Below are 26,608 nucleotides of genomic sequence, written 5' to 3'. Positions count from 1 at the left end.
GTAATAATAAAAAAGAGATTAGGAATAAGTTACCTAATCTCTTTTTTTACTATTTTGAAGATTCTTAAGAAGTGTGTTTATATCTAATGTATTGTATTGTTCACTAAAATGCATTTCATTGTCATCACTAAATAAATTGAAGTACTTCTTGCTTGCTGTTATTTTCTTTTTTTCAATGTCCCTGATACTAGAAGAATTTTCAACATCTTTACTTTCAATAACTATATTAGTTCTTGAATCCTCTGATTCCAGCATATATATAAAATCAGGACTAGTGGTACCTCCGAAATATAATGGGACTCTTATACTTCGCCTAGGTAATTTGGCATAAGCACTAATATCTTTTGAGGTAGAATACACAATATTATCTCTTTCAAGATCACTGTCATAAGTCGTAAGTTCGTATAAATATTGTTCAGGAGGTCTTAGTGAATCAATCTTAGTCCCGATATCATTTTGATTGATTTCATTAATAATTACCCCGTTTTCATCTGTAAGACTGGTTTTTTTATCTTTTTTCACGAGTTTTCTAAAGCTGTATTTATCCTCAAAATACCTTATAAACCATTCATTAAAATTTTGAACGAATATATTAACACTACTATTTGAGAAAACCATTTGTTCTATATTATTATTTTTATAATAATTACATATAGCTTTGTGGACTAAGGTTATGTGTAAATTTGTCATTATAGAACATTCTTTTAAGAATTCACCGTACGGCATTTTATTTTCATAATGATAGGAACTATCAACAATGCTATTTTCAATTTTCCCTTCGCCATTCTCAAAAATTAATTTTTTATTTTGAAAATGCGTAGTCTTTTCCTGGAACATTGAATTATCGATTGAACTTTCTATTCCTTCAAATAAAATATCATTATCTATTTCATTTAAATCAATCATAAAATTATTATTTATTTCAAACCATACATCTTTAATTTTATCGAAATTTTTCTGTCTTATCTTTATACTTTTTGCTTTCCCACTGACAATCTTGTTATCTTTAACACCTACATTAAAATCTGGATACTTTTCATACAATTCTTTCCGTTTAGAAGGATAAATATTATAATCCTCATCAATGTAACCTTCTAACATAAGTTTTCCAGCTAAATTACCAATACTGATATTGAGCTTTTTAGCTACACTTTCAATTAAACTTCTAATATTTTTATAATGAGTATTTTCTTGATTTATTTCTTCAAATATCTCTTCAACAAAGCCATTTTCACTTTGGTCAACTAAATAGTTTAGGTAAAACGTTTCTTTTCTAGGTTCAGCTCTTTGTCCAAACTCATCAACAGGTAGTCTTAATCCCCTACCTATTTCTTGGATTTTAGAGTTATCACTTCCTGATGACCTTAATTTCGCAATCGTAAATATATTAGGGTTATCCCAACCTTCTCTGAGAGTCCACTTCGAGAAAATAAACCGTTTTGTATTCCATTTTTGATTTTTATCTTTAAATGAAAGAAGTGACTCTTTATCTCTTAAAATTTTGTGTACTTCTTCTTTAATTGATTCGTCATTTGTATCATTATCTTTCGAGAAGTATCCACCATTAGTTTCTCTAATATCATTTAAAGAAGCATTTAGAAAATCTATGTACTCTAGTTCTCTAGCTGTAATCTCTGATTTATTTTCAAAATCTTTTATTATATTCTTCATTTTACCTTTAAGTAGTGATTGAAACTTCAAACGCAAATAACCATCTGTATCATCTTCTAAACGATAGGAGTTCACACTATCAATAAAAAATAGTGATAGAGCTTTATATCTTGGATCAGCATTTAAAAAATATTTCATTTCAGTATCAAAATGTAAATCCAAAGCTTTTTTAAGCATAAGTTCCTGATATGATTCTGAAAATACTCCTGGTATTATAGTATCTTTTAAAAACAACACTTTATCATTAGATAATTTTATACAGTTTTCACTATCAACCTTATTAATCTCTAAAACTTGAATACCTGAAAATCTAGAATCTAGTTTGGATAGCGAATCTGAAGTATTTAATTCTGTTAACTGCTTATTATTTTCGTTTCTAAACTTTACTAGTTTATTCTTTTTATCTATTTTCATCAAAGTAAACTTTAAATTATCCCATTCTTCTTCGACTGGATTGAATAACGAAACACCTTTAACTAAATCTTTGTTAAATGCTTCTACTGACGATAAATCATAAACTAAATTGTTATAATCTCTTTTCCCATCATGTGATGGAAAGGTTGCTCCAAATCTTATAATTGCTAAAGGATTTAAGTTATCTTCTATATATTTAAACGTCTTGTTGTTTTTACTAAATTTGTGAGGCTCATCAATTATTACTATAGGATTAGTATTAGCTAGAGCTTCAACAGGTCTATGTGTATCTCCTAACATTAACTGATCATAATCATCTCTGTCTAAAGTTGAATACTTACCTGTCTTTAACATACCCATGCCCATTAAAAGACTGTAAATTGTATTTTTAGCGAAGGCACTTCCGTCAGAAAAACTATTTACTTCTACGGGAGGGTATTTCCTATTACTTTTACTATATTTCTGAGATTCTAAAGAAGCAAAATCGATTTTATAGTTCTCCATTCCATTTAAGGACTTGTAATGTTCTTCAAATGCGTCGGATTCAATAAAAGATTTTACTCCTTCTTTAATAGGGGTTGTTGGTACTATTATAATAAACTTATTAAAACCATATGCTTTTTTCAATTCCATCATTAATCTTGAATAAACATATGTCTTACCTGTACCTGTTTCCATCTTCACATCTATTTCGAGATAGTCTTCAAAAGTTGTTGTGCTATTATCATCGATAATCTTATTATCTTTTTGTATTCCTAAAATATTTTCTTTGAATGTCTGCTCAACAAATTTGTCTTTTAAATCAAAAACAGGGTTTGATGTATTTTCACACCTTTTTAAAGGTACTCCTTTAAAAACATTAACAACTGAATTTATACTTTCTATTTGATAATCGAGTTGAGTTAATTTTATCATTTAAAATCTTCTCCTCTCAATGTTAATACCTGCTCTCGCTTTAATAGCTATATCTAATTCTTTTAAGCTGATGAAACTGAAATTTTCTGATAGAACGACAATACTATTAATATTTAAATCTTTATTATCAATTTTATTTAACATATCTTCTAGATTGTGTGTATTAAAATCATTGTTAATTAAATATAATTTATTTTTATATCTATAAGCGTCATAGCCTTTTAGGTCTACTAATTTTGGATTAACTCCAAGTCCGAAACCGTCTTGATTCAACCATGTAGACAATATAGTATTTTGTCCTTCTTTTTCGTGATTACCATAATTGTCTAGTATATTCTCAAACAAGAAACTTTCTTGTTTGAATAAGTCCTCGTCAAAATCGATAATGTTATCCAGTTTCATGCTTTCACTTTCAACAAAATCATATTTCTTAAATCCATATTTATTGATCTCTAAATCGCCATTTTCTTTTAACAGTTCAATGACGGCTTCGATTCTTTTTTTACCAATTTCATCTATGGTCCTATATCCTGCTTTATATGCCATACTTTTTTCTTTAACTTTTTCGGCAAGTTGAACCATAATGTATCGTAAGTTCATATTTTTCTCGTAATTTAATTGTAGAACTGCGTCGGCAGTTGTACTACTACCTGCAAAAAAGTCTAATACTAGGCTATCTTTATTGATAATATGTTCAATAATTGACTTTAAGACTGTATCAGACTTTGGATGTGGAAATACATCCTTTCCTACTAATGTGTCCACTCTTTTAGATGAACTTCTTCCGTCCTCATATATGATAGATCTAAGTAACGATTTTGCATCTTCAATTCGTTTCTTCGGCTTGATATATGTTGTTTCGTCTTTGCCAAATACAATATCACCACGCTCAAGCATTTCATTGTATGTACTCTTTGGGAATCTATAACCATTGGTAGGTTGCTTTACTTTTTTTTTGGTAACAGGATGAATAACATCATATTCATATCCACCAGATTTAGTATTCTGAGCATCTCCATCATGGAAGACACCACGCTCATCAACATTGTCATAATGTGTTGATTTAGACAAATCTTTTTCATTCTTTTTAATCCAAGACCTAAGTTCTTTCTGTATAGTTGCTATGTTGTCATTATGCTTCTTTTTCAGCACTTGATAGTATTCATTAATAGTTTTAGCAGCGAGATTTTCACCTATCCAGTCATCCTGCTCATTTTTATTTTTAGCATAAATCGTAAAGTATTCATGCTCAACCTTTAACTGACCTGGGTTATTATCTGTTGCTGTTTTATGAATAATTTGTCCAAGAAAATTATCCTCGCCAAATATTTCATCTAGTATTAACTTTAAATTTGCCTGTTCATTATCATCGATTGATACGATGATAACTCCATTATCATTTAATAATGAATGTGCTAATTTTAATCTCGGATACATAAACGTAAGCCATGCAGAATGACTTGATTTGTTTTTTAACCTAAAGATTTTTTCTGCTTTTTCTTGATCAGCAACTAACTCACTAAGTTGTTCCAGATCAAATTCAAATTTGTCATTATATGCGAAATCTTTTTTCTTAGTGTTATAAGGTGGATCGATATATATCAAATCAACCTTGTCATGATAACTTCTTCGTAGGTGTTTGAGTACTTCCAAGTTATTTCCTACTAAATATAGATTTTCACTATCTCTGTTTTGAATTTCTTTATTATGAGATAAGTCGGGTTTTATGATTGTATTAGGTGGCTGATCTGTAATAATTTTAGAATACTCTTTTCCTAAAAACTTTAAATTGAAGCCTTCTAAATCTGTCGCAATTTCATTGTCATTTAGATGGTCTTCAAATTTCTTATAATCAAATTTATCCTCATCAGAGAAAAATTCAGGGAAATTCTTTCTTAGTTTTTCTAATAATTCATTTTTATATAAACTAGACATATGTTCCTCCACTAGACTATTTAATATGCGTTGTTCTTAATGCTGATTTTAAGATAGCAATTTCTTTCTTTAATTTAACGTTCTCAATCAAGTTATCAAAATACGCTGATTCTTCTTATGATAAATATGATCTGTTCTTAGCTGTTTGATAATCTCATATCCATTTATATAATGAAGATGTTGGTATTTCATATTCCTCAATAATATCTTTTATAGCTTTTCCTTCTAAGTATAATTCGACTATGACGTCTTTATAAGCTTGATCAAATTATATTTTACTCATTATATCGCCCATTTTAGAGTATATTATAGCAATATATCTAGTATAAACGATTAAATGAATGTAAGTTAGTCCATATCTGTAACCATTTCATTTAACAATGGATCTTCAAATTCTCTATATCTGTTCATATGTGTCCAAGAAATCCCTAAACAGTCATGTAAATATTGACCACCAGAATTTTGAGCACGTACCCCCAACTGGCGAAGTTTAAAGGAGTTAAATTAAAGTCTTTTTTTATAATTTTAAAATTTTATTATTATTAAACCTTTTAACTACTCCCGAGAGCGTAAAATATCTTGTATAAATGAATAAATGGAAAAAGGAAGCCCTTTTCTTGTAGATTTAAGTAACCACAACGAATTCATAGAAAAGAGACCTCCCCTATGACTCAGTTTACAACAGATATCATGCAGGCTCTAGTAAAAAAAGAAGACATCTCTGAAGTTTTCCATACGCATCTGGAGACGGCGGTCAATACGCTCCTTCAAACAAAACTCTCTGCTTTCCTGGATTACGAAAAATATGACCGTATCGGTTTCAACTCTGGGAACTCACGGAACGGCACCTACACCCGGACGCTCCATACGGAATATGGGAATCTGGTGCTGTCGATGCCCCGGGATCGAAATGGCGAATTCAGCCAGCAGACGGTCGCTCCGTATAAGCGTGCGAACGATACGTTGGAATCCTTTGTCATCCATATGTTTCAAAAAGGCGTCACGATGTCGGAGATTTCGGATCTGATTGAGAAGATGAATGGTCATCACTACACGCCTCAGACCGTTTCCAATATGATGAAAGCGATGAGTGAACAGTTGGATGCGTTCAAGCACCGCCCGCTGGCTGCACGCTATGCTTGTATCTATCTGGATGCGACCTACATCGCCCTCAAACGCGACACGGTATCCAAAGAAGCCGTCTATATCGCTGTGGGCATCCGGGAGGATGGATCGAAAGAAGTGCTGGCCTATACCGTTGCCCTAACAGAATCTGCATTTGTCTGGGAGGAGGTCCTCCAGGATGTCAAAGCGCGTGGGGGCGAAGACATCCTTCTGTTCACTTCTGACGGTTTGAAAGGCATCACCGACCGGATCTCTGCGGTCTTTCCAGACGCCCGGTACCAAGCGTGCTGTGTACACCTCTCCCGTGCATCTCACATAAAGTGCGTGTTGCTGATCGGGATGAAATCTGTGACGACTTCAAGTCAGTATACCGCGCAGAGAGCCGGGCATTGGGCGAAAAAGCGCTACAAGCCTTTGTCGACAAATGGAAAAAGACTTATCCGAAAGTGACGCAATGGCTGGTATCCAATCCCTATATCTTCACCTTCTACGACTTCCCAAAATTCATTTGGAGAAGCATCTACTCAACGAACCTCATCGAGTCATTCAAGAATGAGGTGAAGAAATGCAGTAAGCGCAAAGAGCAGTTCCCGATCGAAGATTCATTGGATCGTTTCCTGGTCTCCCAGTTTGAAATCTATAATCAGAGCTTTTCCACCCGTTGCCATTTGGGATTCGACCAGGCACGGGCAGAACTGACGGCGATGTTCAAAGAATAGGCGCACGGTGATTACATACGAGAAAAGACTTTATCCATTTACACATAATTATTGACGGTCTCATGTAATCAGATAAGAGAATATAGAAGAGATGTAGTATAAGGATTATTATGGTGTCTTTCATAAAATCTACGTATAATAATTCGGTTAAATAGAGCCCTGTGAAGAGAAAAATAAGGTTCATATGATTAGGTATTTTATATGTTTTTACATCATTTATTGAAATAGGTATGAGAAGCGTTATTACGAGATAATATAATGTGAAGTCCTTTAAAGAAAAATCATATAATAAAGGTAAACTATATAGAAAGATTAACAATACCTCACAAATGAAAGCCCCCCTATCAATGCTCGCACCACATTGTGAGCATTTACCTCTTAGAAAGATAAAACTAAAAAGTGGTATGAGTTCCACCCACTTCAGAGTATAGTGGCAAGAGTCGCAATAGCTTCTCCTGTATAAGAAGTCAATATTGTTGGCAGATACCATAACGTACGTAAATGATGCTAATATACCTCCTAAAAGCAATATCCAAATCATTTCGTCCCTCCTCTACTATCGTAATATTACCTACAAGTTTCCGTACTGTAAAAAAAGCAGAAAAAAGAAAATATGTTGAATTTGAGGTGGATATAGTAACACTGTGCATAAAAGCAAACCGTATTCTCATTTCTTTGTTTATACGCGCCAATTTCATAGAGAAAAGAAAAGTTTAATTCCATACAAAATCCTAAAAGCAAAGATGGTAGCTGAATTTTTCAGCTACCATCTTATAAGTTTCTATTTAATTGTTACTCTTAATTTTTACTCTGGTCATTTTCTCACCGGCTTGTATCCGGAATTCTTAAGAAAGTCTTCGACCTTATCATCTGAAAGCCCCTGCATATTGATGCCGTTCTGCAATGCAGTAATATGCATTCTTGAAGTATACTCGAGTGTTTCGAGTGCCATCCTTGCTTCTTTCAGATTGGTATCGTAAACAATGATGCCGTGGTTCTCAAGCAGCAGGATGTTACCTTCTTTGGACTTCTCCTTCACCGCTTCTGCCAGCTCCTTGCTCCCTGGATGATAGTAAGGAACTCTGACGACTCTCTCCAGATAGTACATGGCTTCAACGAAGTAGTTCGATGGCAGTTCTATATCGGAATTGGCGACCAGCGTACTGTAGAACGGTGAGGAATGCAGTATCGCATTGATCTCCGGCCTATTTTCATAGATGCCCTGGTGCATGATATATTCTTTCGATGGCTTCTTGCCTTCTACGAGTCCATTTTCGTCACATAGTGAAAATTCTTCTTCTGTAATTTCACTCAAGTATGTGCCGCTCGCGGATACATAGAACTGGTTGTCATCGAGCCTTGCGCTGATGTTTCCAGCAGTCCCCCACACGAGTTTATTGTTTCCCATGAATTCTCCAGTTCTTTTAAGGTCATGGAGCAGATCTTCTTTATTCATAATGACATCTCCTTATTTGGTATCAAAGAATTGTACCGGCCCCAGAGCGATCTGAGGAATGAATGTGATGAGCGCAATTGCGATGATGACTGCAATATAGAATGGAATGAGTGCGCGAGTCAACTGATCGATTCTTATCTTGCCGATTCTGCCGACGATGAACAAGTTCAAACCGAGTGGCGGTGTCACCATTCCAAGTGCCAGTGCAACGATCATGACTACACCAAAGTGTACAGGATCGACGCCGATTTCCGACGCAATCGGTACAAGGATTGGTGCAAGGATGATGATGGAGGCGTTGGTCTCCATGAACATTCCGATGAATAGCAATAGTACAACAACCAGTAGCAGGAAGACTGCTGTGTTGTCTGTTACTGATGTAATACTTTGCGCCACTTGCTGCGGTACATTTTCAATCGTCAGAATCCAGCTGAACAGTCCGGCTGTTGCCAGAATGAACATGATGGAAGCTGTCGTCTCTGTTGCTGTGGTCAGTACAGTTCTGATATTACTCAGGCCGATACCTTTATAGACGAACACGCTGATGATGAACGCATAGACGACTGCCACTGCTGCGGCTTCTGTCGCGGTGAATATTCCACTGTATATGCCACCGAGAATAATGAAAGGCATGATGACGGCTGGAATCGCTTCCCAAAATGCTTTTAGAAGTTCTTTTCCGGTTGCTTTACGTTCCTTAGTATAATCTCTTCTTTTGGCTATAAGAAATACAGTAACAACAAGGCCAAGTCCGATGATGATCCCGGGAAGCATGGAAGCGACAAATAGATCTCCAATTGAGGCACCTGCGGCAACACCATACAGTATCAATGGAATACTTGGTGGCAGGATGATGCCGAGTGTACCTGAAACAGCCTGTACACCACCGGCGAATTCCTTATGGTAGCCGCGTCTGATCATGGCAGGAATAAGTATTGATCCAAGCGCTGCGGTTGCTGCGACACTGGACCCCGAGATAGCCGCGAAGAATAGTGTCGTGATGACTGTTACGATCGCCAGCCCGCCGGTAACATGACCGGTCAGTGCATTGGCTAGGTTGATGAGCTTCTGTGAAATACCACCGTACTCCATGATGACCCCAGCAAGGATAAACAGCGGAATCGCCATGAGTGGAAATGAATCGAGCGCAACGAAGCTTCTCTGTGCAACTGTCGCCAAAGGCATGTCGCCAGCTATGAAAAGTGCCAGAGCGGATGAGAGACCAAGTGATATTGCCACTGGTACCCCGAGAAGGAATAGAATCAATAGTGAGATGATGAGTATTGCGATCATGTGAGTGGTTCCTCCCTTTCATTTCCTCTGTTCTGCATCTTTTCAAACAGTACTGCAAGCGCATTCAAAAACATCAGTAGAGCGCCGATCGGTACTGCTGCATAGGCCCATGCCATGGAAAACTGCAAGTTTGGTGTTGCCTGTCCGACTACAATAAAAGTCAACTGCGTTCCGAAAACGATTAGTAATCCGAAGAAGATGATGCTCGCAATCAGGACAATCATATCAAGAATGCCTTTAGCTTTGGGATTTACAATTTCCAATAGGAAATCGACAGCGATATGTGCACTCTTCCTTACCAGCAGTGCGGAACCGAGGAACACGATATAGATCATTAGATATCTTGAAATCTCTTCTGTCCAGCTGATTGGATAGTTGATGACGAACCGTGTCAGCACCTGAAGAAAAACGAGTGAAACCATGATGATGAACAAGGTGGAAACGATGTACCTCAGACCTGAATTCAAAGTGTCCATAAAATTAATATATGCTTTCATCTAATAACTCCTTATTATTTCAAATCGATGATCGAGTCGTAGAGTTCTCGGCCATACTTGTCAGCGAGTTCATCGTGTACAGGCTGAACCAGTTCCATGAATGGTTCTGTATCCACCTCGACGATTTCCACACCTTCATCCAGGAAGCTCTGCTTCGCCACTTCATCCTCTTCCAAGACCAGTTCGTTCTGATACTCGGTCGCTTCAGTCGCCGCTTCCTCTACAGCTTGCTGCTCCTCAGCTGTCAGTTTTTCAAACATTTTCTCACTTGTCAGAAGCTGCACGTAACCGAAAACGTGGTCGGTCATTACCAGGTAATCCTGGACCTCATGAATTCTTGCATTTGTTGAGAATGAAAGTGGATTCTCCTGGGCATCAATGACTCCTGTCTGCAGAGATGAGTAGACCTCTCCAAAGTTCATCGGTGTCGGATTGGCGCCCATCGCCTGCCAGCCTTTGACAGAGGCTTCTATGTTCGGCACTCTGATTTTTAGACCTCTTAGATCTTCCGGCGTCTCCACTTTGACATTACTGGTCAGTTCCCGTGGTCCCCGAAGCCAGAACTCGAGCCCCCGGATACCCGTCGCTTCAAGTGTCTCATCTTTCAGTTTCTGGCCTTCTTCACCGTATAGGAATGCTTCCAGGTGATCCTGGTCTTCAAATAGGTATGGCAACTCGAGAATTGCATATGGTTCGTAGAAATTGGACATGACACCGGCAACCAGCGCAAAATCGACTGATCCGATCTGCATCCCTTCCAGCAGATCTCTATCCGAGCCGAGCGTTGAGCTCGGATAGATGTCCACTTTGACGGAACCGTTCGTCTTTTCTTCCACCAGTCTTGCAAATTCTTCTGATCCTTTGTGCCAAGTATGGGATTCACTTTGGATATGCCCCATCCTTAGGACAGTAACATCCTCTGCTTTTGTGCTGCCGCCACAACCAGACAGCAGCAAGGCGGTAAGTCCCAGGAATAATAGAATTCTGTATTTGAATATATTCACTTGTGCCCCTCCATTTTAAGAATCAAATTTAACCAGTACTTTTACTGACTCATCTTCTTTCTTATCGACAATCTTGAAGCCATAATCTGCTTCGTCCAAGGATAGTTTGTGGGAAATCACTTTATTGACAGGAATCTTATCTTCTTCGATGATTCTTACTGCTTCTTCGGTATCTGGTCTGTTGTAGGTCATGCATCCGATGATTTCCTTTTCATTCTGCTGCAGGTTTTCTATGTTCACTTCCTGCGAGCCATTGAACATTGCGACTGTGATGACCTTGCCACCTTTGCGCAGCAGTGACAGAGACTGATCGATGATACCGCGTACACCGGCAGTAACGAATACCTTGTCAAAAGAGCCACCAAGTTCATTTTTGGCATTTTCAATCCAGTTCTCATCCTGCGCACTATTGACTGTCAGTGTTGCACCCATCTCTTTGGCTACATCGAGTGAATAGTCGAGCACATCTGTAACGAGTGTCGTTTCCACACCTCTATGCTTCACAGCTGCCAGTGTCAATAGACCGATTGGACCGGAGCCGATGACTGCTACTCTATCCGTCGGTTTGATATCCGCTTTATAGGCAGCATGGACGCCGACTGCCAACGGTTCAACAAGGACGCCTCTGTCATAATCCACGGAATCCGGCAACTTGATCACCTGTGATTCAGGGGAAATAAAGTATTCCGCCATCGCACCGAGCCATTCTCCGATTCCAGGCGCAAGTCTTTCATCCGAGTAATTAATGTTACCTGTCATGACACCTTCACTTTCACCTGTACCAATCTGCGGTTCGACAGTGACCCTGTCCCCTGCAGAAAAATCTTTAACATTATTACCAACTTCGACAATCTCTCCGGCGATTTCGTGTCCGATGATTACAGGGGGTTTTCTGAACGGGTGCAGTCCTTTATACGTATGAATGTCCGAACCACAGATGCCTGCGGCCCTGACTTTAATTAGTACTTCGTTTTCTTTCAGTGCGGGTATTTCCACTTTTTTGACTTTGATGCTTTCTGGTGCATCTACATAAACTGCTTTCATGCTTCTTCCTCCTATTATCTGAACAATATTGATTTCGAGTTTTCCAGGTGCGCCTCCATCAGTCGAACACTATCCGTCTGATGTTCTTTCAATGCTTCATATATCTGCAGGTGATCCTGATAGAAAATCTTTACTCTCTCAGGATCCTTTCTCAAGTGTTTCAAAGTGATTCTACGCAAGTGATCCTGCCTGTTGATCAGAATCTCGGTGATTTCCATGTTGCCCGCCATATTACTGATAGCCAGATGGAACTCGTGATCATAAGTGGCAAAGCTGTTGATATCGAGGTTGTCTGTCACTTCTTTTGTGACATCGAGTATCTGCTTCAGCTCGTCCAGCTGGTAGTCGGTAATTCTGTTATGCAGAAACTTGCAGTTGAACGTTTCCAGAGCAATCCTGAGGTTATACATGTCGTTGATCTTGTCTACAGACAGTTCATTGATGAAGATGCCCTGCTTGGAAGACACTGTAAGGAACCCTTCGGTTTCAAGTCGAATCAATGCGTTCTTAATTGGTGTCTTGCTCATATCGAGGTCTTCGATGAGCGTTCGTTCGGATAAAAATTTACCCGGTGTATATTCTTCATTCAGTATTTTCTGTTTGATCCTGTCGTAGGCAATGTCTTTTAATAGCATGTTCTCAACTCCCTTTAAACTCTCGTGTTTCTTCCCGCTTCGAAAACTTTTCCGTAGAAAGCTTCCCCACCAAGCTGACCGCTTTTAAGTGCAATCTCCAGATGGTTGTAGCGTTCCTGATCTGAGTATGCCAGGCACAACGGCGCACCCGGTGCAATCGATTCAATGACTTCCATGCCGTAGATGCCGAGTTGTGATGTCACGAATCCGGAAGTATCCCCGCCCGAGACGACCAGTCGATGGATATCCGTGTGATCCATGATGTACTTTGTCCATCTGCCGAGCTGCTGTCCGATATGGTTTCCGTGGGAACCGGTTACATTATTTTCTGTGAAATACGCCCTTGTCTCTTCAACAACTGGGTCATCTGCTCCTCTCGCTGTGTAGAGCACAACTTTTTTCTCGTTGCGGATCAGTTTGATGATGCCATCCAGATAATCCGTCGGCATATCGTCACTCGCAAGCAGTTCATAAGGTACGCGTTCCGTATGGAAACCATTGCTCTCCGCTTCCTCAAGCTGTCTCTTTGTGACATCCGACACACTGCCGGAAACAACCAGCATTTCATCAATGGCGTTCGGTTTCAGGCCAAGACTGTTCTGGTTGACCGAATCATTGTCTTTCCATGTCTCACCAAGTGCGTATTCCACACCGGAAGAACCGATCAGGAAAGTCGCATCATCATGCCTGCTGTTCCACACCATTTTCCCGAATGTCTCCATATGCTTTTGCTCCAGAGCATCGAATAATGTAATGGCATTCATCTCTTTGATATCAAAGGGTTTCTCTTCAGCCATATCCGCTACAGAATACTTACCTACCTGCTGATCCGTCTGCTTTGAGAGATGAATGCTCAAGTCCGCTTCATCCATCGGTGTTACCGGGTGGCGCGACATGACAGGATGCTGATCCAATCGATACGTCTCTCCATGGAACTTCGCAAAATGATTTCCGAATGCTGTATATCTGCCGAGTGCTGGTGCTGCAACAAGTAATGGGTATATGCCATCTTTAAAATAATTTCTGGCCAGGTCCGCTGCATAACCAATACTGCCGGTCGTCGGTGAAGAATCGAAAGTCGAACACAATTTGTAGTGTACGAAGTAAGGATTCATTTTCTGAAACGCTTCATATACAGGTGTCAGTTCCCCCTTCATTCCTTCAGGATCCTTTGCCCTTGAAGTACCAGCCACGCCGATGCACTGCACGCCTTCAAATTGGTCAAGAAGCGCTTTGTCAGGTGGTGTCATGAAAAGAAGTGTCCTTAGTCCATATTGGTGCAGCGCTTCCATGGCATCTGTCGAGCCAGTGAAATCATCACCGTAAAATGTTAGTAGTAATCTGTTATCCATTTACATGCTCCTCACATAGATTTAACATAGATTTATGTTGTATCTAAATAAGATAATAGGGAAACCGCTTTCAATTTGCAAGGGGTTTCATAAAATTAATATTATGTATTTCTTGTTGTCAGCTGATCAAATAAAAAACGAAGTGGGGGCTTGAGTCCCCACTTCGCTGATATCATCCAATTTAAATTTTCTATGAAATAATTGAATGCTTGTCTATATTAAATCAATTAGTTCATCTGGGAATAAAATCTTCGTGAATATCTTCAATTCCAAATTTGATAAGCTTTGATTCATAAAGTCGATAAAATTAATTATGTATCCTTCCCCTTTCGCTCTAATAAGCTTTCGAAAATACTACATCGCCTATCTAGTGCATGATTTTTTAAATGTTCAACTGAAATTGAAATCTTGCTTCAACAAGGAATACATATATAGATCGTCAAATTTGCCACAGGTGAATTCATAGCTTCTCAACAGGCCCTCCCTGACAAACCCATGTCTTTCTGTCAGCTTTTGAGAAGATATATTAAGTGGTTCTATTAATGCCTCAATCCGTTGCAAGTCCATACGTTCAAATCCATATTCACTCACCGCTTTAAGTGCTTCACCTGCTATTCCTTGTCCCCAGTAATCCTTGCTCAGTTCAAACCCAATTTCTGCACGGTGGTGCTTGGAAGCCATATTCAGAAAGCCACAGCTCCCGATGACCTCCCTTTGACCCTTCAACGTGATTCCCCATCTAATTCCAGTATTCTTTTCAAGTATCGATTGATACCATGAAATCTCGTCCAAAGCATCATCAATGGTTTTAAATGGCTCCAGCCCCATATGTTTCGTCACATCTTTACTGCACAGATACTTCAAAAGACTACCAGCATCTTCAGGCGTTACTTGTCTAAGTATCAATCTATCCGTTTCAAGAACAGGAAATCCAGTCACTTTATTCATGTTAATATTTCTCCTTAATTATTTGTCGCTTCAAACAGTGCGTTATATCCTGAACCAATTATAAATCAACCAAACAAGAATATATGGTCTTCAACCAGCATGGAATTCATCTTAACTTATATTTTATACTTAATTTAGTGTATTCATAAGTATACAGATGACTTTTAACAAAAATAAAAGATATGTCCCTTATTACAGGGGACATACCTTTCGTAGTGGTTCAATTTTTGGGGTGCAGCACCCTCGTATCTCTTTTAATTACAGTGCAGCAATACGTTCACGATCATCTGCTGTAAGTTCAAAATCAAAGATATCCAGGCTTTGGGCCTGTCGCTCTTTATTGTGGGATTTCGGAATGACAATGACATCCCGTTCAATCTGATAGCGCAGGACGACTTGTGCGTATGTCTTACCGTAACGATCGCCTATTTCCTGCAGCACCTGCTTCGCGTCATCTTCTATACCGGCGAGCGGTGACCAGGCAACAGTGGCGATATCGTTCGATTTATTGTAATCAATCAGTGCATCATTCCATTTTCCAACGTGAGATTCAATCTGGTTGACAGCTGGTTTGACTGTTCCATTTTGAAGTACTAAATCCAGATGCTTTTCTTCGAAGTTGGAAACACCTATGGATTTAAATATCCCACGATTATAATACTCTTCTAAAACATGCCAAACTTCTACAATTTCATCGCTATTGTCCCAAGGGAAATGAATCAGGAACAAATCGATATAGTCCGTTTGCAGTTTCTCAAGACTTTTGTTAATTTCAGCATCGATCCAATCACGGCTGACATATCCTTCATTCGTATTCAGCTTGGTAGTAATGAAATAATCCTCACGTTTGACTCCTGATTGATTGAGTCCTTTGCCGACGACTTCTTCGTTGGCGTAGATTTGAGCAGCATCGAAATGGCGGTATCCATTCTCAACTGCCCAGTCAACTTCCTCGGTATCTCCTCTTAACTCTCCTTTGAACGCGTTCCCTTCTTTGCCGTACGTATTTGTGCCTGTACCGACTACCGGAATTTCTAATTCATTGTTCAATTTGATCAATTTCATCACAATTCCTCCATTTTGATTGTTCTTTCTTGTCGATTTTGAGTAAAAGTATTAAGACAACGTAGAGATCACTCTTGTCTGGACATTTGTCTCAATATGTTCTTTTTTACCCGCTTCCTGTTCAACTGAACCAAACGGCATCTGGGCAAGCATTTCATAAGACTCTGGCAGGTCGAACAATGCTTTCGTCCCCTTATCGAAACCTTGCTCATAACCAACATTGAAATGCTGCAACGTTGCGCCGAGGTCCATTTCTGCCAAAGCCAGCCATACAGCGTACTGGGCGTTTGCGTTATTGTTTTGCTTGTAAGCTTCTTGACGCACTACATTGGTCGGCATTTTTTTGACTGCATCGAGTTCTTCAAAAAATAGAACGGTGCCCACTCCATTTTTAGCCCCTGTCATGACACCTGACATCATGTCCCATATCTCGCCCTCCAAGATATCCTTTTGAACAGCGTAGATATGATCCCAAAACGCATGATTCGCTTCATCGAATAAGACAACCACTCTTGTCGTCTGGCTATTGAAAGCTGAAGGCACCTGTTTGACAACCTCTCCAATGCGATCGGATATTTCCTGTGTTGAATACTTGCTTTCTGTTCCCAATACGTAGATTGAACGGCGTTTTTCCAGTAGTTCTGTAAATGTAGACATCGTTATTCTCCTTTAATTATATGTTTATATTGACGACCTTTATAGGATCTTTCCATATAATAAACCCTCCTGTAAGAGGAGGGTCAATAAGGTAGTTCTATGCATAAAGTGTGTTAAGAAAAAAGAGTGTTTGAGCTGATATCTCTACTCAGAGCACTCATTCAAAATAGAGGTCCGTGTTTAAACTGACAGCTCCGACGATAAGAGCTCAGCACGCGATTCTTCATACTTATCGAGCATTATGTTTTCGGGTTCGACACCTTCCTTAACAAGTACACTGATATTTTGTACCAGGAATTCATCGCTGCCGACAACATAAAAGAGTCCATTCTCATCTGCAGCAATTTTTCTTACCTGCTCGTAATAGTCGCTGCGGGTATCAACGAATTGTGCTGAAAAGTTCTTATCAGCTTCAGTTTTGAAAACGTCAGTGAACAAGAAAGCTTTGGAAGAATCAATGTTCAAGGAATGCATCTGGTTGACGCCTTCCGCATTTTCAAAGTAACTGAGTACGATCGGACGGTAGGTTGCGATACCGACACCTGAAGATAGAAGATAGACATTTTTACCTTCTCTTTTAAGCGGTACGTTGGAACGTGTTTTGAAGATCGCAACTTCATTACCGACCTCAAGGTCTTTAAGGGCTGTCTTGAATATGGAACACTCCGCTTTGATACGTGTTGTGATTCCAATCAGGTTTTCATTCGGCATTGTTGAAATTGACATATGGCGAATAAGATCACGATTTGGTTTGTCATCTGCATTGAAACCTTCCAGTGCGAAGTGTGTATGAGAACCTTCTTCCCATACAAAGTCTTCGGGACGTTCCATCAGATATGTTCTGACCTCAGGTGCTTCTTGTATGATTTCATTGATTTTTGTCCAGTAGATCTGCATTCTATTCTCTCCTTCAGTCATTTGTTTTCTTGATTCGACTTTAATATACTATAGTTGATAACACTTCTCAATTAGATGGTTTGTACAAAATTGTGAAATTCCGTGTAGAAGACTTCATGTCGATGCGCAATTATCCTTCAAGTCCTTTTCAATTTCTTATTAAAAGTATTCTTGGATCATACCGATCTCAATGTGTTGTGGGTTCCTGTCGACTCTGACATATTTAATAAAGACGACAGCTGATGATTTCAACTGTCGTCTCATAACTAACGATTCGGATCTATATTTTTCTGCTCAACTGACCTAAATCATATCACTGGTAGATATTAAGAGATTTTCCATTTCAAAATGTTGAAGCGCTATCCATCCAATCATCGAACTGATAATACGGGAATTCTGAAGCATCTACTGCAGCTTCGCCCGCCCATCCACCGGGATTTCTTCAACAACTTCTCCGTCAGAAAGCAGGTAGGCCTTCTCGTATAAGTTGCACACCGGACAAATATGGTTCGGGATGATCTGTACTTTGTCTCCGATGCCTACTTGATCATGGAACGTGGTATTGTATATGATTGCGTGCTCGTCGAAAACGCCATCAATATAGACATCTTCGAATTCCTTTATACGTCCAAGCCCTTTTGTTGTCGTATGGCCTTTGCTTCTCGTCTGTGCAGTGATCCCTTTTGCGCCAACATCTGTGATGACCCGTTCATGGGTCGGTTTGCTGATAATTGTCGTCAGCACTGATGCTGCACACCGGTCATATGTGCCGATGACGTTTGCCTGTGAGGAATCCATGAAGATGTAGGTGCCCGGTCTGATCTCGGTGACACCGCCTGGAATGTCGAAATCAAGCATGAACGGAGGTGTCGAACCGATACTTATGACCTCAGATTTCATCCCCATCTCTTCTGCTATTTTTCCGAAATGCAAAGTACGATCTACACTTTCAAGGTAGAGTCTTCTGCACGCTTCGATATCTTCAGCCTTATAGGAATGTCCATCATGCGAGAAGATCCCCTTAAGTTCAACATTGCTGCAGGCCTTTACGTGCTCCAGTAGTGCTCTGAAATCATCTTCTTCGATAATGCCTGACCGCTGCTCCCCGACTTCGATTTCAACAAGCACTTGTGCTTTTTTCTCCGCACCTTCGAACACCGCTTCAATTTCATCCACTTGGTACGTGTTATCAATACCGAATGAGATGTTGATGGTTTCAGCCAATTTCCTGATCCTTTGAAGTTTCAGTTTGCCGACAATCTCATTGGCAATAAAGATATCCTTCAAGCCGCCACGGGCCATGGCTTCAGCTTCGCCGACTTTGGCGACTGTAATGCCAGCGGCACCAAGTTCGTCCTGTATTCTGGCAAGTCTCGGCATCTTGTGAGTTTTAGTATGGGGACGTAAGTTTACTTTGTGTCGATCCGCGTAGTTCTGCATGAAGTGCATGTTTTCCATCATTATTTCTCGATCTATCAACAGTGCGGGTGTATCCAATTCATAATAATTCATTTTAAAGACCCCTTTAAATTTTGATATGCGTGCAACAAAAGAGTATAATCTTGTTTGCGCTTGACTGGAGTGTTTGAACGCACTGATTCAGGTAGAATGGTGAACAAGCATTTATTCATGCAAGGAAAAATGATTCAGCCAACATTTTTATACATATATGAATTATCATATATAAAAACATATATAAATTAGCTACCAAACATATATTACGCTTATATTATATAATAAATTATATAATATTCAATAAAATAAATAATTTATTATAAATCATGCGCTTTAATTTTTGGAGTACATAAAAAAGAGAATTGTAGAGAAAGGGTCATCTCATGAAAATGGATAATAGAGAACTAAAAAGGTATATACCGATTGCCGATCTGATTGCCAGCACTTTCGGGAGGAATTGCGAGGTTGTCATCCACGATTTGACGGTTCCTCAAAACTCAGTTGTCTATGCTGTCAATAATCATGTGACAGGCAGACAAGTCGGACAGCCTTTCGATCACCTGATAAAACAAGTACTGCTGTCCAGTCAGTTTGAAAACGATTATTTGGCTGGCTATAAAATCCAGACCGATGAAGGAAAGGAGATAAAATCATCCACAGCCCTGATCAGAGATTCAAATGAAAAGGTAATCGGCGCACTCTGCGTCAACTATAATCTGGAGAGCATGGTTCATTTCAAGGAGTTCCTGGATGATTTTGTGGGTGGCGCGCAAGAAGTGAAAGAGGAAAAAGCGGATGAAAATACCGAACCTACGGAAAACATAGTCGAGATCGCTGATGATCTGATCGATCGAATTGTTGCTAACTCCAGGACCGAAGGGCTGAAACGAAAAGAGAAAATCAAACTCATCGAGTTCATGGATGAAAAGGGAATTTTCCTGATCAAGGGGTCAGTGGATAAGGTGGCAGAAAAGCTTGGCATATCAAGAGTTACTGTATACAGCTACTTGGATGAAATCAAAAAAATGAATGAGAAATAAAAACTATTATGTACATTTAGGGGAGATGAGTTACCCTTCTTCAAAGATCCATATTTATAAGGCATCGATATGACAAGATAACACCAAGTATAAAAAAGAACTTCGATTGAAGTTCTTTTTCTTTAAAAATTTATGGATAATCATCAGTGTGGATCACACTTAAGACCGGACATCGGAAGTACTGTACACTCCTAGCAGATAGTGTTCAATCAGTATTTTCTCGAAGTCATTCCTACGTAACTAAACTTCCCACGGCATCTTCGGCAGATATACCGCTTCTCATACCCTTTCGTGTTCTTACTGAACTGATACCTGCAGCTTCTGCACTCATATAGATGGCTCTGCCCTTTATACATATGGGTACGTGTCTTTGATATTCCCAACCGATCCAGTGTTCTGATGAACACTGGATCCGAATCTTTATACGGCTGGCCAGTAACGAATAATGCATAGTGGACACATTCATGATATAGGACATCAAGGATGGTTTCGACAGGATTGTTCTTTATGAATTCATCGGACATGACAATTTCCATGCCCTGTGGATTCTTCTTGCCTCTGACATACTTGATCCGGAATGCACCAAGTTTTGACTTCATCCGCTTTGAAATACGGAGGGGTATGCCGAGCGGCATATCAAACTCTCTTTTAAGAAAGTCATCAGCGTATCTTTCGAGCTGTCTCTGCTCCACTTCTTTCACCTCTTATAGTTCTTTAACAATTACTTATTATAATATATCTCATATATCAATGAAAATCGTGAAGAGAATAACCAAAGCAGTTTTGCTGCTCTGTTTCTTGTCGCAATGCTTTACGAGTACAACCAAGACCATGATACAGGAGGTGTATATTTTTACACTTTGAAATGTTCATGAAAATTGTCTGATTGAAACCTGTAGAAGATGAAAACACTTAATATGGTAATATATATTAAAAAGCACGTAATTGTTCTTATACGTAATTTTTTCTGAAAACACATTGATTACATATTTTTTAGCCAGTAATGAGAAACGTTGGTGAAGATAGTTCAAAGAATCGCCCAATCCCATTAAGAAAACAAAACAGGAGGATTTCATATGACCATTAATCGACACTTTGAAATCATCTACCTCTTATTGGATAGAAAAGTGATTACTGCGAAGGAATTTGCCGATCATTTTGAGGTATCTACAAGGACGATCTATCGAGATATGGATGTTCTGAGTGGAGCAGGAATTCCAATCTATGCCAATAAGGGCAGAGGTGGCGGAATTTCTTTATTAGAAGGATACTCTTTCAATGCTTCCATGTTAACAAATGATGAACAAGAAGACATATTGGTCGGGCTTCAAACGTTAGCAGCCACCAATTTTCCAAATACAGACATCATCTTAGAGAAAGTGGCTCGTTTATTTAAAAAAGAAACAGGAAACTGGATTGATGTTGATTTTTCTCCCTGGGGAAGCGGGAAAAAGAAGAAACAGTTGTTTACCTTATTGAGAGATGCAATTATCCAAAAATCCGTCATTCAATTTCGCTACTTCAACTCACAGGGTGAACAGACTTTACGAGAAGTAGAACCATTTCAGTTAATATTCAAAGAAAATGCCTGGTATCTATCCGGATATTGTTTATGGCGAAAGAATTATCGGTTTTTTAAAATCAGCCGGATGGCTCAAGTAAGTGTATTGGACCAGACAGTCACCATGAGTCCAATAACAAATTCGTTAAAAGAAGCAGAAATAAAAGCTGGAGAGTCTTCCATTCCCATAGAGATTAAGGTTTCCAGTCAGGGAGCGTACAGAATCTATGATGAATTTGACGCGCATATGATTTCGAAGAATGCAGACGGCTCCTATACTGTATCAACAAATCTTCCAATTGGAACATGGCTTGATAGTTACCTTATGTCTTTCGGTACATTGATAGAAGAGGTTCATCCTGTGCTATTACGTGAACGCTTGGTAAAAAAGCTCGATGAGCTGAAATCAAATCTTGAAAAAAGTTAAAATGATCATTATTTTTAAAAACAAGTCAGAGACTTTAAATTCACCACATCTCACTTACAAAAAATCACTTTTCTTTTTCTCTAAAAAACTTTCCAAAGCGTCATTACTATCAATGCCCATCCGTTCTGCTAAAACTATAAGCCACCAGATCGACTCCCCAACCTTATGAGTAAGTTCAGATTCAGGATTATTGCCCATTGGCCATCTTTCTTCTCGAGCCATCGTTAATCGTCCGACGCGTGCAGCATCAGTCAAGAATGCCAGCGCATCTTCCTGAACTGACCATCTGGACCCGTGATGCATTTCCTCCAGCTTATGGTAAGCTTTTCTGATTTCTATTGATTGGTCGACTGCTTGTCTGAATTCCATTTAAAGTCCCCTTTTCAGCTATCTATTCAAAGTATGAAACTTACAGGATCTAATATGATCATCCACCATACCGATCGCTTGCAGAAAAGAATATGTGATTACTGGTCCTACGAATTTGAAACCCCTCTTTTTAAGATCTTTACTGATCTGGACGGACAGAAGAGATTGTGCGGGAATTTGCGTGTCATTTTCCCAATTATTTATAATTGGTTCAAATTCAACAAAGCGCCATAGGAAGTCGGAAAAACTACTGAACTCCTTTTGAATCTTCAATACTGCCTGAGCGTTGGTGCGCACCGATTGAAGCTTCGAAAGATGCTTGATGACAGTATAGTTTTCTTTTATTGCTTCCAGATCTTCATCACTGAGTCCAGCACAATACTCTATATCAAAGTTGTTGAAAGCTGCCTGATACGCTTCTCTTTTCGCTAGGACAATATTCCACGATAAACCCGCCTGTGCGCCCTCCAGCGTGAGCATCTCGAAAATATACCGATCATCATAACTCGGTCTGCACCATTCTTCATCATGGTAGGTCTGCATGAGTGGACTGCTTTGTGGCCATAGACATTGCGTCATTGATTGCTGCCTCCTCTAATCTTGTTGAACTTACTGTACCATTCTTAATAAGACAACTGCGTGTCATGTTAAGAAAAATAATTGATACTTTTATAACCATGCCTATTGCACAGAGGGTTTTCTCCCTCTAAACATTGTAGAAATAGCAATAAAAAAACCAGGATAAGAAATGATATCCTGGTTTCAATATATTTTATAGCAACTCATCTGCCAACAACTTATAGACATTGAGGCGTGTTTCCTGCGCATGCGGAATGCTGACGATCATGGCTTCATCAAAACCGTATTTCTCCTGCTCTGCTCTGAGCTTATCCGCAACTTCTTTTGCGGAACCGACGATGTGCATGGGTCTTCTCTGCTGGATCTTGATCTTATCCATTTCAGTCAGTGGATAGTCTTTTGCTTCTTCCGGTGTCAGTGACTGGCCGATCTTGCCCTGGGACAGCCAGAGTCCGGAGATGTCCTGCGGCAGTGCCTGGTATTCCGCTTCTTCTCTCGTTTCTGCTACTGTCACCATATAGCAGACGTTGATTTCAGGCTTCTCCATCAGTGTGGATGGTTCGAAGTTATCTCTGTATGCATCAAGGATGCCTTTACTGAGCTGTCCGTTGAAGAATTGTGCGAATGAATATCCGGCGCCCATCTTGGCAGTTTCAATTGCACTGTTGCCGCTGGATCCGAGCATCCATGCTTCAGGCAGTGTGATGTCTTCCGGCACTGCCGGTGTTGTACCGTAGAGGCGCCCTTCCGGTTTCTCGTCACTGATCAGCTGCATGGCAATCTGGAATTTTTCGTACATATTATCCATGCCGGGTCTCATGCCTTCAGATAGTGCATAGATGGCATTGCCATCTCCACCAGGTGCACGGCCGACACCGAAATCGATTCTGCCTGGTGAAAAGGCGCTCAATGTCTTGAACACTTCCGCCATCTTGAGTGGTGAATAGTGCATCATCATCACACCGCCTGTACCGATGCGCAGATTTTCAGTTTTTGATGCCAACCGTGCTGCCGTAATTTCCGGTGCAGAGCTGACAACGGAACCGATGCCGTGGTGTTCAGCCATCCACATGCGGTGATAGCCGAGTTCATCCGCCAGTATCGCAAGCTCCTCGGCGTTCTTCAGAGCGTCCACGCCGGTGTTGCCTTTAGTCACAGGTGCCTGATCCAGTACACTTAATCTCATTTGAAACATCCTTTATCTTGTATATTTATTGGTTGAACAGATTATTGATCTGCTGTTCTCTTTTCAGTTTTTCAGGTGTCACATCATTACCTTCTGGATCTATGACCGTCAAGTTTGCGAAAGTATCCAGTATCTGTCCACGGAACTGTCGCATATAGTCTTCGCGCAACTGCATCTGTTCAGCTCTTTCTTCCTTGGTCAGTCCGTCCCATTTCTGCTTGTTTGCCAGTTCATTGATTCGATCCAATCCTACTATCATTCTATTTCACTTCTTTCATTTATTCGATTCATCAGTACTATATTGAAATGTTCATTGCTAGATGACCATTTTTTCATCCAGCCACTTTTCAAGTGTATTCAGCTGTTCATTGTATTGGTCCGACTGTATCTTCTCAGTCAGCGACGCGATGGTCTCGCGCTTCAGCACGGACTGCCACGATGTCTCGGCCTCTGCCATCAGGTTTCCGAGAAAACAGCAGCGGTCGTCCCCTTCCAGCGCCAGCATATCCCCCAGAATACCGCTCGGTGTATAGATGGATTGCTGTCCTTCGATGGCGACATATATATCGTAGACCCGGATTGACTCGGGCTTTCGCTTCAACTTGAATCCGCCTTTGGTGCCAGGGACGGAAGTAATCAGGTCTGCACCCGCCATCTTTCTCAGGAGCTTCTGAAAATACGTCGGTGAGGCCCCGATCTGCCTACTGATCTCATTGCTATGCAATACTGCACCATCCGGCAGCAGATTCAAAAGCAGTGCAGCATAGACCGACTGTTCGACGCCTGTTTTCATTTTCATGTCCATCATCACTTCCCTTCAGGTTAAACTGGATATTTGTTGTCCAACGTTAAACAATTTTATCAAAAATAATACGTTCTATCAATTGAGACGACTTGAATACCCTTCTGCCTGTCGGCTGAGTTACAACTCATTTAATTGGCTTATTGATTCTTTAATGAATAAATTTAAGTATAATGGAAATGGACAGGAGGGATTCAATGATTCATTTTTTCAAGTATAATTGGCAGGTCAGGGATGAGTGGATGGATCGATGCAGTCAGCTTTCTGATGAGATATTGATGGAAAAACGAACTGGAGGTCCGGGCAGCATATTATATACCTTGTTCCATATCATCGATGTGGAACAGAGCTGGATTCGCAGTATTCGAGGTAAGGAGGATATCGTGTACAACTTCGAAGACCACAATAGCCTCGAAAAAGTAAAAGAACTGTCGGATAGATTAAGAAAAGAAGTTGCAGATCATCTGGACGTCGAGTTGAAGGAAACTGAAGATAGGATTGTATCTGTCCCATGGGATGAAGAGGAATTTACACGCATTGAAATACTTCATCACGTGATTGCTCACGAACTCCATCATATGGGTCAGCTCTCCATCTGGGCACGGGAAATGGACATGGAGCCTGTAACTGCCAACTTTATTCGCAGAAATCTAATGTCTACAGATAATCAAATGTAAATGAATGTATGCCTGGAACATGATGATTAATTAAAACGCCTACAGAAACCAGTTCTGAATTCTAGTCTCTGTAGGCGTTTCTATATTCATTACAGTTTATTCAACCATCAAATGTATGCCCGCATTTCTCAAACGCATCATCCACAGGTTCGTAACCGAAACGCTCTCTGGTCTTCTGTATATCAAGTCCTTTGAATCTATTGTCTGAAATTGCGTTGATCACTTCAAACGGATTCTCCATAGGCATCGTAATGCACTGTTCCATCAGATGATTCATATCTCTTGGACTCAGATAAATGCTCATATCACTTGGACTTAGATTGCCGTCTGCCAGATCCACTGCATCGTATCCCCCAATTCTAAGTGCAATGATGGGCAGATTTTCCTGGTAGGCAAAGTACGAGGCAAATGCTTCCCCGGAAACCTTGCTCACTCCATACAGGTTTTTCGGTCGCACCGGCATCTCTGGGTGCGGCTGTACATCTTCGGGATATCCTTTCACCGTGTGTACACTGCTCGCAAAGATCACACGGTCTACACCCGCTTCCTGAGCTGCTCTGAATACATTGTAGGTGCCTTCGATGTTGATGCGCATCACTGATTCAAAATCTGCCTCCGGTGATGGATCACCTGCGAGATGGATGACGACATCCATTCCTCTGAAAGCTTCACGGCAGACCTCAAGGTCTGTAATATCCAGAGTTATATTTTTTATTCCATCACTGTCGGAACCCTTTGACGATCCATCTTGTATATCGGCCAAAGTCAGTTGATACTTCCCCTTAAGATGTTCAGCCACATTTGTTCCAATGCGCCCTGAAGCACCAGTAATCAGTACGTTTTTCATAAGCCACTCTCCTATTAGATATATAAAAACATAAAGTA

Annotated in this window: 25 protein-coding genes and 1 pseudogene; 4 read left to right on the top strand and 22 right to left on the bottom strand. The window is 39.9% G+C overall.

What is annotated here, in order from left to right; translation table 11 throughout:
- Positions 1 to 33: 33 nt before the first annotated feature.
- Both GQ671_RS01695 and GQ671_RS01690 read right to left on the bottom strand, forming a co-directional pair.
- A complete protein-coding gene (locus GQ671_RS01695) occupies positions 34 to 3,000 on the bottom strand; it encodes a type III restriction-modification system endonuclease (protein WP_160651745.1) in 2,967 nt (988 codons plus the stop codon).
- Positions 3,001 to 4,935, bottom strand: a complete 1,935-nt coding sequence (locus GQ671_RS01690) for a site-specific DNA-methyltransferase (protein WP_160651742.1) — start codon at positions 4,933 to 4,935, stop codon at positions 3,001 to 3,003. It lies immediately after the preceding gene.
- A gap of 666 nt (positions 4,936 to 5,601) precedes the next feature.
- On the opposite strand from GQ671_RS01690, the pseudogene GQ671_RS01685 reads away from it, so the two are divergent.
- Positions 5,602 to 6,779, top strand: a pseudogene (locus GQ671_RS01685) (IS256 family transposase).
- Here the strand turns inward: GQ671_RS01685 and GQ671_RS13130 are convergent.
- From GQ671_RS13130 to GQ671_RS01620, 13 genes are all read right to left on the bottom strand, one after another.
- Positions 6,769 to 7,320 (bottom strand): prepilin peptidase, encoded by a 552-nt coding sequence (locus GQ671_RS13130; protein ID WP_160651739.1) that lies wholly within the window; start codon positions 7,318 to 7,320, stop codon positions 6,769 to 6,771. The pseudogene GQ671_RS01685 and the gene GQ671_RS13130 overlap by 11 nt on opposite strands.
- A 273-nt stretch (positions 7,321 to 7,593) precedes the next feature.
- Complete coding sequence (locus tag GQ671_RS01675) at positions 7,594 to 8,235, bottom strand: class II aldolase/adducin family protein (protein ID WP_160651736.1); 642 nt, start codon at positions 8,233 to 8,235, stop codon at positions 7,594 to 7,596.
- Positions 8,236 to 8,247: 12 nt separating this feature from the next.
- Entirely contained in the window at positions 8,248 to 9,528 is a 1,281-nt protein-coding gene (locus GQ671_RS01670) for a TRAP transporter large permease (RefSeq protein WP_160651734.1), read from the bottom strand.
- Positions 9,525 to 10,025: a TRAP transporter small permease gene (locus tag GQ671_RS01665; RefSeq protein ID WP_160651733.1), complete on the bottom strand. Its 501-nt coding sequence runs from the start codon at positions 10,023 to 10,025 to the stop codon at positions 9,525 to 9,527. The genes GQ671_RS01670 and GQ671_RS01665 overlap by 4 nt, the downstream gene beginning before the upstream one ends.
- Positions 10,026 to 10,039: 14 nt before the next feature.
- Positions 10,040 to 11,029 (bottom strand): TRAP transporter substrate-binding protein, encoded by a 990-nt coding sequence (locus GQ671_RS01660; protein WP_322789449.1) that lies wholly within the window; start codon positions 11,027 to 11,029, stop codon positions 10,040 to 10,042.
- A 15-nt stretch (positions 11,030 to 11,044) separates the two neighbouring features.
- A complete protein-coding gene (locus GQ671_RS01655; protein WP_160651731.1) occupies positions 11,045 to 12,073 on the bottom strand; it encodes a zinc-dependent alcohol dehydrogenase in 1,029 nt (342 codons plus the stop codon).
- Positions 12,074 to 12,087: 14 nt separating this feature from the next.
- Positions 12,088 to 12,708: a GntR family transcriptional regulator gene (locus GQ671_RS01650; RefSeq protein ID WP_160651728.1), complete on the bottom strand. Its 621-nt coding sequence runs from the start codon at positions 12,706 to 12,708 to the stop codon at positions 12,088 to 12,090.
- Between the two features lie 14 nt (positions 12,709 to 12,722).
- Entirely contained in the window at positions 12,723 to 14,060 is a 1,338-nt protein-coding gene (locus tag GQ671_RS01645; RefSeq protein ID WP_160651725.1) for a four-carbon acid sugar kinase family protein, read from the bottom strand.
- A gap of 390 nt (positions 14,061 to 14,450) precedes the next feature.
- Entirely contained in the window at positions 14,451 to 15,008 is a 558-nt protein-coding gene (locus GQ671_RS01640) for a GNAT family N-acetyltransferase (protein WP_160651722.1), read from the bottom strand.
- 258 nt (positions 15,009 to 15,266) lie between these two features.
- Positions 15,267 to 16,073 (bottom strand): aldo/keto reductase family protein, encoded by an 807-nt coding sequence (locus tag GQ671_RS01635; protein WP_160651719.1) that lies wholly within the window; start codon positions 16,071 to 16,073, stop codon positions 15,267 to 15,269.
- Between the two features lie 51 nt (positions 16,074 to 16,124).
- Entirely contained in the window at positions 16,125 to 16,730 is a 606-nt protein-coding gene (locus tag GQ671_RS01630; protein WP_160651716.1) for a nitroreductase family protein, read from the bottom strand.
- A 180-nt stretch (positions 16,731 to 16,910) separates the two neighbouring features.
- Entirely contained in the window at positions 16,911 to 17,627 is a 717-nt protein-coding gene (locus GQ671_RS01625; protein WP_160651711.1) for a ferredoxin reductase domain-containing protein, read from the bottom strand.
- 405 nt (positions 17,628 to 18,032) lie between these two features.
- Entirely contained in the window at positions 18,033 to 19,139 is a 1,107-nt protein-coding gene (locus tag GQ671_RS01620; protein WP_160651707.1) for a D-TA family PLP-dependent enzyme, read from the bottom strand.
- Between the two features lie 326 nt (positions 19,140 to 19,465).
- Here GQ671_RS01620 and GQ671_RS01615 point away from each other — a divergent pair, with 326 nt between their 5' ends.
- A complete protein-coding gene (locus GQ671_RS01615) occupies positions 19,466 to 20,122 on the top strand; it encodes a helix-turn-helix transcriptional regulator (RefSeq protein ID WP_160651703.1) in 657 nt (218 codons plus the stop codon).
- Between the two features lie 209 nt (positions 20,123 to 20,331).
- Here GQ671_RS01615 and GQ671_RS01610 read toward each other — a convergent pair whose 3' ends face one another.
- A complete protein-coding gene (locus GQ671_RS01610) occupies positions 20,332 to 20,814 on the bottom strand; it encodes a SprT-like domain-containing protein (RefSeq protein ID WP_160651700.1) in 483 nt (160 codons plus the stop codon).
- A gap of 384 nt (positions 20,815 to 21,198) precedes the next feature.
- Here GQ671_RS01610 and GQ671_RS01605 point away from each other — a divergent pair, with 384 nt between their 5' ends.
- Positions 21,199 to 22,110, top strand: coding sequence for a helix-turn-helix transcriptional regulator (locus GQ671_RS01605; RefSeq protein WP_160651697.1), 912 nt, complete (start codon positions 21,199 to 21,201; stop codon positions 22,108 to 22,110).
- A 54-nt stretch (positions 22,111 to 22,164) separates the two neighbouring features.
- On the opposite strand, the gene GQ671_RS01600 is transcribed toward GQ671_RS01605, so the two are convergent.
- The 5 genes from GQ671_RS01600 to GQ671_RS01580 form a co-directional block, all read right to left on the bottom strand.
- Positions 22,165 to 22,479 carry a nucleoside triphosphate pyrophosphohydrolase family protein gene (locus tag GQ671_RS01600; RefSeq protein ID WP_160651694.1) on the bottom strand — a complete coding sequence of 105 codons (315 nt, stop codon included), beginning with the start codon at positions 22,477 to 22,479 and terminating at the stop codon, positions 22,165 to 22,167.
- 18 nt (positions 22,480 to 22,497) lie between these two features.
- Positions 22,498 to 23,058: a DNA-3-methyladenine glycosylase I gene (locus GQ671_RS01595; RefSeq protein WP_160651691.1), complete on the bottom strand. Its 561-nt coding sequence runs from the start codon at positions 23,056 to 23,058 to the stop codon at positions 22,498 to 22,500.
- A gap of 193 nt (positions 23,059 to 23,251) precedes the next feature.
- A complete protein-coding gene (locus tag GQ671_RS01590) occupies positions 23,252 to 24,244 on the bottom strand; it encodes an LLM class flavin-dependent oxidoreductase (protein WP_160651688.1) in 993 nt (330 codons plus the stop codon).
- 25 nt (positions 24,245 to 24,269) lie between these two features.
- Positions 24,270 to 24,503: a DUF896 domain-containing protein gene (locus GQ671_RS01585; RefSeq protein WP_160651685.1), complete on the bottom strand. Its 234-nt coding sequence runs from the start codon at positions 24,501 to 24,503 to the stop codon at positions 24,270 to 24,272.
- A 57-nt stretch (positions 24,504 to 24,560) separates the two neighbouring features.
- Entirely contained in the window at positions 24,561 to 25,043 is a 483-nt protein-coding gene (locus tag GQ671_RS01580; protein WP_160651682.1) for an RrF2 family transcriptional regulator, read from the bottom strand.
- 200 nt (positions 25,044 to 25,243) lie between these two features.
- On the opposite strand from GQ671_RS01580, the gene GQ671_RS01575 reads away from it, so the two are divergent.
- Positions 25,244 to 25,723 carry a DinB family protein gene (locus GQ671_RS01575; protein ID WP_246153086.1) on the top strand — a complete coding sequence of 160 codons (480 nt, stop codon included), beginning with the start codon at positions 25,244 to 25,246 and terminating at the stop codon, positions 25,721 to 25,723.
- 100 nt (positions 25,724 to 25,823) lie between these two features.
- Here GQ671_RS01575 and GQ671_RS01570 read toward each other — a convergent pair whose 3' ends face one another.
- Positions 25,824 to 26,570 (bottom strand): NAD-dependent epimerase/dehydratase family protein, encoded by a 747-nt coding sequence (locus tag GQ671_RS01570; RefSeq protein ID WP_160651676.1) that lies wholly within the window; start codon positions 26,568 to 26,570, stop codon positions 25,824 to 25,826.
- Between the last annotated feature and the right edge of the window lie 38 nt (positions 26,571 to 26,608).

Origin of the sequence: Salinicoccus hispanicus (assembly GCF_009831115.1) — a bacterium.
GTDB classification, from domain to species: Bacteria; Bacillota; Bacilli; order Staphylococcales; family Salinicoccaceae; genus Salinicoccus; species Salinicoccus hispanicus.
The sequence above is the reverse complement of the archived record's forward strand: the minus strand, read 5'-3'. Positions and strand labels throughout refer to the sequence as shown.